Annotated in this window: 8 protein-coding genes; 3 read left to right on the top strand and 5 right to left on the bottom strand. The window is 40.6% G+C overall.

The features are described 5' to 3' along the window. Positions 1-4: 4 nt before the first annotated feature. The 4 genes from K2N75_RS07910 to K2N75_RS07925 form a co-directional block, all read right to left on the bottom strand. Complete coding sequence (locus K2N75_RS07910; RefSeq protein WP_297680119.1) at positions 5-619, bottom strand: DUF4879 domain-containing protein; 615 nt, start codon at positions 617-619, stop codon at positions 5-7. Between the two features lie 166 nt (positions 620-785). Continuing rightward, positions 786-2,738, bottom strand: a complete 1,953-nt coding sequence (abc-f, locus tag K2N75_RS07915) for a ribosomal protection-like ABC-F family protein (protein ID WP_297680120.1) — start codon at positions 2,736-2,738, stop codon at positions 786-788. After that, positions 2,731-3,585: a prolipoprotein diacylglyceryl transferase gene (gene lgt / locus K2N75_RS07920; RefSeq protein ID WP_297680121.1), complete on the bottom strand. Its 855-nt coding sequence runs from the start codon at positions 3,583-3,585 to the stop codon at positions 2,731-2,733. The genes abc-f and lgt overlap by 8 nt, the downstream gene beginning before the upstream one ends. Further along, complete coding sequence (locus K2N75_RS07925) at positions 3,560-3,871, bottom strand: hypothetical protein (protein WP_297680122.1); 312 nt, start codon at positions 3,869-3,871, stop codon at positions 3,560-3,562. Before K2N75_RS07925 ends, lgt begins: the two co-directional genes overlap by 26 nt. 244 nt (positions 3,872-4,115) lie before the next feature. Between K2N75_RS07925 and K2N75_RS07930 the strand changes: the two genes are divergently transcribed. From K2N75_RS07930 to K2N75_RS07940, 3 genes are all read left to right on the top strand, one after another. Next, a complete protein-coding gene (locus tag K2N75_RS07930; protein ID WP_300120296.1) occupies positions 4,116-4,364 on the top strand; it encodes a hypothetical protein in 249 nt (82 codons plus the stop codon). A 61-nt stretch (positions 4,365-4,425) separates the two neighbouring features. Beyond that, positions 4,426-5,751 (top strand): adenosylmethionine--8-amino-7-oxononanoate transaminase, encoded by a 1,326-nt coding sequence (locus tag K2N75_RS07935; RefSeq protein WP_297680124.1) that lies wholly within the window; start codon positions 4,426-4,428, stop codon positions 5,749-5,751. After that, positions 5,748-5,873: a hypothetical protein gene (locus K2N75_RS07940; RefSeq protein WP_297680125.1), complete on the top strand. Its 126-nt coding sequence runs from the start codon at positions 5,748-5,750 to the stop codon at positions 5,871-5,873. Before K2N75_RS07935 ends, K2N75_RS07940 begins: the two co-directional genes overlap by 4 nt. Positions 5,874-6,068: 195 nt before the next feature. Here the strand turns inward: K2N75_RS07940 and dcuC are convergent, their stop codons facing one another. Beyond that, positions 6,069-7,532, bottom strand: a complete 1,464-nt coding sequence (gene dcuC / locus K2N75_RS07945) for a C4-dicarboxylate transporter DcuC (protein ID WP_297680126.1) — start codon at positions 7,530-7,532, stop codon at positions 6,069-6,071. Positions 7,533-7,582 lie beyond the last annotated feature (50 nt).

The following is a 7,582-nucleotide window of genomic DNA, read 5'->3' on the forward strand; positions in this document are numbered from 1 at the left end:
ATCCTTACTTAATATAAATACTTGTGCTCATTGTGGGACCAACATTAATGGAACGCGCTGTGTAAGTAAATGTGCCATTGGTATTGCTAGGCTTGGAAATATCCCAAACTTCCAACCAACCATAAACAATGTTACTATTATTGACTGCGCCTTGACATTCTATCATTGTTGCCTGATTTCCTGCGAAAGTTGCACTATCTGTGCTTCTGCCTCCATAGCCTACAACTCCCGTAATAACTTCAAATGGATTGCCCCCGTGATTGATAATTGTTTCTGTTTGAGTATCGCTAGGAATCTCTTCACAATCATAGCCTGTTTGCTCTTTCATTTGAGACGAACACACTCCTATGATATACACAGCACTTACAGGTGGGGCTGCTGCCTTTGTGGCTTCGTTATTTTTATTTGCCTCATACGCTTTTTTCATTCTCTCTAAAGATTTATCAAATTTCCCACTAAGGATTCTTTCCTTTAGTGGAGAATTTGGCTCTACATAGAAATTCATACCATTTCTCGTAATTTTCTCTTTATCCTCTGTGGTATAGTTGCTATCTGCACCAAATGCGATTGTGCAACTCAAAACACTTGCCAACGCAAGACTTAAAGCTTTTCTTGTCATTTTGACCCTTTAAAATAAGATATGTAGAATCCTAAGCAAAAAGTATGCCAACATTAAGATTCTGTTGTTTTATTTTTCTAAAGTTCTATATTATGGATTGCTTCGGCGTTTCATTCCTCGCAAGGACAAAAATCAGCTATTGCACCCTTGCAAGAAACTTGATTCATTAAAGTTGCGATTCCTTTTCCTCTAGCTCTAAATATTGCGTAATCTTTTCTTCGCACAATGCCTTTTTGGATTCTAACTCCACAGACTTTTCTTGTAATTCTTGCACACCCAAATCCCCTTTAAACAACGCCTCCTCAAGCCCTTTAATTTCTAATTCTAGGCTTTCAATCTCTTGGGGCAGAATCTCTAGTAGTCGTTTCTCTTTGTAGCTTAGCTTTGTCTTTTTGGGAGCTTGAGTTTGCGCCTCTTGAGAATCCTTAAACTCACAAGAAGTTTGTTGCGATTCTAACTCTGCGCTAAACGCCTTGTATTCGCACAATTCGCTTTCAATCTCCAAATATTCGCTAAAGCTTTTGTGCGATTCCACCACCTCGCCACTTCCCTTAAAAACATACAATTTTTGTGCAATCTTATCCACAAAATAGCGGTCGTGGCTCACAAAAATAATTGCCCCCTCAAAACTTTGCAAATATTCCTCTAAAATATTAATCGTGGGAATATCCAAATCATTCGTCGGCTCGTCTAGTATCAAGCAATCATAGGTTTTGGTAAAGAGTAAGGCAAGAGCGACGCGATTCTTTTCTCCACCGCTTAATGCGCCAATTTTTTTATCCAAAAATTCTTTGGGGAACAAAAAATTTTTCAAATAACCAAAAATGTGCATACTTTTGCCGCGCACTTCAATATGGTCTCCGCCAAAAGGACAAAAAGTCTCTAACAAATCCTTGCTATCGTCTAAGTTTTCGCGGTGCTGGTCAAAATAGCCTATTTTCATTTCTCCCCTCTCCACGCTCCCACTGCTTGGCTGAATCTGTCCCAAAAGCAGTTTAAGCAAAGTAGATTTACCTGCGCCATTGCGCCCCACGATTGCGATTTTATTGCCTTGTAGAATCCTTGTTGTCAATCCACGAATCAAGGTTTTTCCGCCGATTTCTACACAGAGATTCTTTGTCTCAAACAGCATTTTTTTGCGATTGCTGCCCTCTTCTTGATTGAAATGCTTGCGCTCTCTTTCTAGCTCCAAAGTCATTTTGCGAATGATGGAGGGATTACTTTTAGCCTCTTGACGCATTTGCATTAGTCGCTCCTTGCGTCCCTCATTGCGTTTTACTCTCGCACGAACCCCGCGCGCGAGCCACTCTTCCTCTGCTTTTAAATGTTTCAAAAGCGTTTCGTGGCTTTTTGCTAGGCTTAGGAGCAAAGCTTCCTTTTGGTGCAAATAATCACTATATCCGCCCTTAAAATGCCGTAATCTTCCCTCTTCTACCTCTACAACCCGCGTTGCGATTCTATCAATAAAATATCTATCGTGGCTGATAAAAACTAGGGTAAAATTCGCACGCAAAAGCATAGATTCCAAAAACTCTACCATTTGCACATCTAGGTGGTTTGTCGGCTCATCAAGCAGTAAAATATCTGGTTTGGATAGCAAAAGACAAGCAAGTGCGACGCGCTTTTGCTCTCCGCCACTTAGCAAATTCACGAACCTATCTTGCAAAGATTCTAGCGCAAAAGTTTCTAATACTTGTTTCACTTTGGATTCCAAATCCCAAGCGTTATGGTGGTCAATCAAGCTAGACAGCTCCGCATATTCTCGCAAAAGAGCCTTATCCTCTGGAATCTCTTGCAGTTGCTTTGCCACTTCAAAATAACGCGTCCTTGCGAGATTAAGGGATTCCAAAGCCTCCAAAATTGCCTCTTTAGCTGTTTGTCCTGCTTTGAAATGTGGCTTTTGGATTAAATACTTAATCTCCAAATCTCCCTCTTGCATACGCGCTCCCTCATCGGGTTCTACCTCGCCACTTAGGATTTTCAACAAAGTAGATTTGCCCGCTCCATTGCGCCCCACGATTGCTATGCGTTCCCCCTCGTGAATGTGCAAGGAAACATCTTGCAAAATCACTTTATAATCGTATTGTTTGGAAACATTCTGCAAAGAAAGATTAGCCATTTTTGCGATTCCCAATCCCTAGCGTATTCTCCTCTGAAGCTTGCGCCCTCTTATAAAGCCACAATACCAAGCAGAATCCGCCGATAAGCAAGGACAAAAGTTGTCCCAAAGTCAGCCAATCAAACGCGATAAAACCAAGTTGCGCATCAGGCTCTCTAAAAAACTCTGCGACAAAGCGCATAAAAGAATACCACACGCCATACAAGATTCCAATTTCACCCACAAACCGCGCTCTTTTGCGCCAAAAATATAGAATCGCAAATACCAAAATACCCTCTAAAAATGCTTCATAAAGTTGGCTTGGGTGTCTTAAAATGCCCTCTACATAGATTCCGATTCCGCTTGTGCTCTCGCGCCCGACCAACTCTTGATTTAAAAAATTCCCAATCCGCCCAAACACATAACCAAGCGGAACACTAAGCCCCACTAAATCCATAAAAAGCCAAAAATCAACCTTTTTGACTTTTGCAAACCAAAGCGAAGCAACCAAAAATCCAATCACCGCCCCGTGATAGCTCATTCCACGAATCCCTACGAAGTTGCCCTCCCTATCAAATGGATTGAAAATCTCCCAAGGGTGGCTTAAATAATAACTCGTCCAAGGGTCATAAAACAAAATATATCCAAGCCTCGCGCCCAAAATCACGCCAATCTCAACCCAAATAAAATAACTATCTAAAAGCGCGTTAGAAATAGGATAATTATCTATCTTGACAAAAACTTTGGCAACCAAAAGCGCGACAAGCAAAGCAAGCACATACATCAGTCCATACCAATGCACCGGAATCCCAAAAACAAAAAATGCAATGGGGTCAAAATGACTATAAATAGAGTTCCATGCTGTCATTGACAACCTCAAAAAACTGGTGCAATCCCAAGCGCACAAAAGTATCATACAAATAAGGGCTTGCGATATAAAAGTGAAATTTAAAGCCATTTTTGCGCGCTAGTTTTAAACAATAGCCAAGAATGTAAAAATTCACTTCTTTTGCCTGTGGAATCTCAAAATGCAATTCTACATTTGGCTCGTTTTTGCGCTTTTCTAGGAGCATTTTCATATCGTGATAATCGCTAACTTCCTTGATTTTGCCACGCAAAATATAAACATTGTCTTTTACTTTTTTGATTTTCAAAACTTAACCTCTTGCAAATAAATAATAAATTCTAGCAAAAAGCGACTAAAGATTCCACTGCATTAGCGCAAAACCTTATAAAAGGTTGTGTCCAATTCAAAGATTGTTTTATGCAGGATTATGGATTGCTTCTGGTGATACCCTCTCAATGACGCAGTGGTAAGCCTTTCTGTCCTTACGAGAATCGCTTGCAATTCGTAGCAAACTAACCATTAGTCATTGCGAGAAAATTTGCAAAATTTTCGTGGCGTGCGTTGCGAAAGCAACTCACCCACACTTGCAAATCTATAATCTCAAACTTTCACAAATCAAACAATGGAATCTAAAAGGCGAGATTCTAAGTTATAGATTGCTTCGTCATTCACTTCGCTCATTCCTCGCAATGACTAAAATCGTGAAATTACAAATATGCTTAATTATGGATTGCCGCGATTCCGCTAGCGCAGAATCTCGCAATGACGAGATTCCACCTTACAAAGTCTCACAAAAATAAGCAGTGATGATAAATTTATGTTAAAATCCACCCTAAACTATCCACAATCAAAGGCAACAAAATGACACCAAACAACACAGAATCCGCGAAACTTAAAGAGCTTGACCTTTCGTGCATTTGGCATCCTTGCACGCAAATGCACGACCACGAGGCGAATATTCCACTAATCCCCATAAAGCGTGCGCAAGGCGTATATCTCTACGACTTTGAGAATCGGGAATATTTGGACTGCATCTCTAGCTGGTGGGTAAATCTTTTTGGACATTGCAACCCTTACATTAGCGCAAAGCTCAAAGAGCAGTTAGAATCCCTAGAACACATTATTTTTGCGGGTTTCACGCACAAGCCTATTATTGAATTATCCCACCGACTTTTGGGGCTTTTGGATTCCAAATTTGGCAAGTGTTTCTACGCCGATAATGGCTCAAGTGCGATTGAAGTTGCACTAAAAATGGCATTCCACGCTTGTGCGCTTGCTGGCAAGAAAAAAAGTAAATTTATATGCCTAGAAAACGCCTATCACGGAGAAACCATCGGTGCGCTAAGTGTCGGTGATGTGGGAATTTATACACAAGTGTATCAGCCGCTTTTGCTAGAGACGCTAAAGGTTAAAGCCCCAAAAGGCGAGGATTATGCGGAATCTTTGGAGTCCCTCAAATCTCTCCTACACAAGCATAAAGAGGAAATTGCCGCATTTGTGCTAGAGCCTTTGATTCAATGCGCGGGAAATATGAATATGTATAGTGCGAAATTCGTGCAAGAAGCGGTAAAAATGTGTCAAGAAGCTGGGGTGTATGTGATTTTTGATGAAATTGCGGTAGGATTTGGGCGCACAGGAAGCTTGTTTGCCTATGAACAATGCGGGGTTGTGCCGGACTTTCTAGCCTTAAGCAAAGGAATCACAGGAGGATATTTGCCTCTTTCTGTTGTGGTTACGACAAATGAAATTTATAATTTATTTTATGCGCCCTATGAGACGCACAAGGCGTTCTTACATTCGCATTCTTACACGGGAAATGCCCTTGCGTGCGCGTGTGCCAATGCGGTATTGGATATTTTTCAAAACGATTCTGTGCTAGAAAAAAATGCAATTCTTTCGCAATTTATTTGGGAGAGATTGCAAGTCTTGCGCGAGTTTAGCTTTGTGCGGAATCTTAGACATCAAGGAATGGTGTTTGCCTTTGATTTAAGCGGATTTGAGGGAGAGCGCAAAGGCTTAGAAGTCTTTAATGCAGGCTTAGAAAGAGGCTTGCTGCTGCGCCCGCTTGGCAATACGATTTATTTAATGCCTCCTTATATTTTGACACAAGAGCAGGCAAGCTATATCGTAGAATCCCTTGTAGAGATTTTAAAGGCTAGAGATTCAGATAACAAGAATAACCTATGAACTACATTGGCTCTAAATTCAAACTCTCCTCTTTTTTGCAAACAAATATAGAATCTGCGCTTAAAGCTCGTGTAAAGCCTCATAAAATGCAAATTTTGAATGGACTTTCTAAACTACAATGATGAGGGACTATTAAACCTAAAAACAAATTTGTGCAATTTTTGAAAAATATAGCAGATACTCTCTTGAAAGCCAAAAATACCAACGCTTTAAGTCAGATTCCAAACGAATCCAAAAGCAAGATTCCACGACAGAATATTTGTATATTTTGAGGAAGTAAGCCTATTTTACGGAATTTCGCAACAATGAGAAAAATGCTAAAAACGAGATTCTATTATCTGCATTTGCACATTCTCTTGCGGGGGAATGGGATTTGACTTCGCAAGATAAAAGGCTACAAGGATATTCACCACCATAGCAAGGAGCAAAAGTGGCGTTGTGCGCTTGATAATCTCCATTGGCGAAACTTTCGCAAACCCAGCTAGAGCAAGAATCCCACCTGCAATAGGAGAAGCTGCCCGCCCCAAACAAGATGCAATCTCTATGGGCAAAACTAAAGTAATCGGCGCGATTCCAAGCTTCGTTGCCACTTCGGGAGCTAGTCTGCCAAAGGCATTAAACGCTGCAATTCCACTTCCCATAATCACGGTGGCAAAATACACCAAAAAGCTAAAGACTGCGATACTCAAAATTACCGCAAAAGTTGCAAATTCTCCCGTTTTGCCAAACCCAGAAACCACATTGACAAGAATCCCTACGCCACCAAGAGACTTAATCCCCTCCGCAAAAACTCCCGCTGCAATGATAATACTAACGACACTAACAAAAATCTCTGCCATCGCCTTTAAAATCACAACCATATCCTCACCAAGTCTTTTAGCGTCTCTATGTCGGATAAATTCTACAACAAAAACAATCGCAATGCTAATAAAATTCGCAGTTACCACATCTAGTTTAATCTGCAAAAAATACGCGGCAAACAAAGAAACCACCGGAAGCCAAGGGAATAGAATATAAAAAGTTGGACATTTGGGATTAAGGATTTGCGGAATCTCTGTTTCATCGTTTAATACGCCCCTTGCCGCGTCTCTTTTATCCACCCAAGCAAAATAAAGCGGAATCACAAGCGCGATGACTGCCACATACGCCGCAACACTCCAGATTTGATAATCCAAAAACAGCCCGACGACATTGTCCTTTTGCCCTACCATATCCGCCATATTGATAGAGCTTCCGTCTTTTGGTCCATAATCAAGCGCAATGAGAGATAGCACACAAACTGCAGTGATAGGGCGAATCTTTAGCGCAAGAAGCACAGGATAAATACAAGCAAGAAGCAACAAAAGCAATCCTGCGTAGCTAGAAATCACAATTTTTAACGCCATTCCTACGACAAATGTTCCACTCAAAATTAAATATTTGTTTTTGATTCTGCCCAAAGGCTTGTTTGCGAGAAATGCAAGCTTAGCAGAAGCGTTGATGTGTCGCATATATGCAGCAAATCCTGCCACACTCATAATAATCAGCCCAACCCCTGAAAGCTGTGTCTTAAAAGTCGCGGTGATAAAGGCAAAACTATCTAGCAAAACATTTAAAAATGTCATTTCTTCTGGCGACCTTATCGGTGCTTTTGGAATCGGAGAACCTGTCAGATAAAAAGCAAAAATCAGCAAAACTAATCCCGAGAGCAAAAATACAAAAATCGGGTTGTATTTTTGGAGTATATAATACGCTACGATTCCAACTGCTAAAAGCGTAGAAATTATCATTAAAGCCGACATATTTTTCCTTAAATAGTAAATTGACTTGCTAAAATTATGAAGTTTATTAT

The organism is Helicobacter sp., from assembly GCF_029067145.1.
Classification (GTDB): Bacteria; Campylobacterota; Campylobacteria; order Campylobacterales; family Helicobacteraceae; genus Helicobacter_D.

Excerpts from the sequence above, each read along its gene's own strand:
- K2N75_RS07935 (WP_297680124.1), top strand. The coding sequence starts at position 4,426 with ATGACACCAAACAACACAGAATCCGCGAAACTTAAAGAGCTTGACCTT.
- lgt (WP_297680121.1), bottom strand. The coding sequence starts at position 3,585 with ATGACAGCATGGAACTCTATTTATAGTCATTTTGACCCCATTGCATTT.
- abc-f (WP_297680120.1), bottom strand. The coding sequence starts at position 2,738 with ATGGCTAATCTTTCTTTGCAGAATGTTTCCAAACAATACGATTATAAA.
- K2N75_RS07910 (WP_297680119.1), bottom strand. The coding sequence starts at position 619 with ATGACAAGAAAAGCTTTAAGTCTTGCGTTGGCAAGTGTTTTGAGTTGC.
- K2N75_RS07940 (WP_297680125.1), top strand. The coding sequence starts at position 5,748 with ATGAACTACATTGGCTCTAAATTCAAACTCTCCTCTTTTTTGCAAACA.
- dcuC (WP_297680126.1), bottom strand. The coding sequence starts at position 7,532 with ATGTCGGCTTTAATGATAATTTCTACGCTTTTAGCAGTTGGAATCGTA.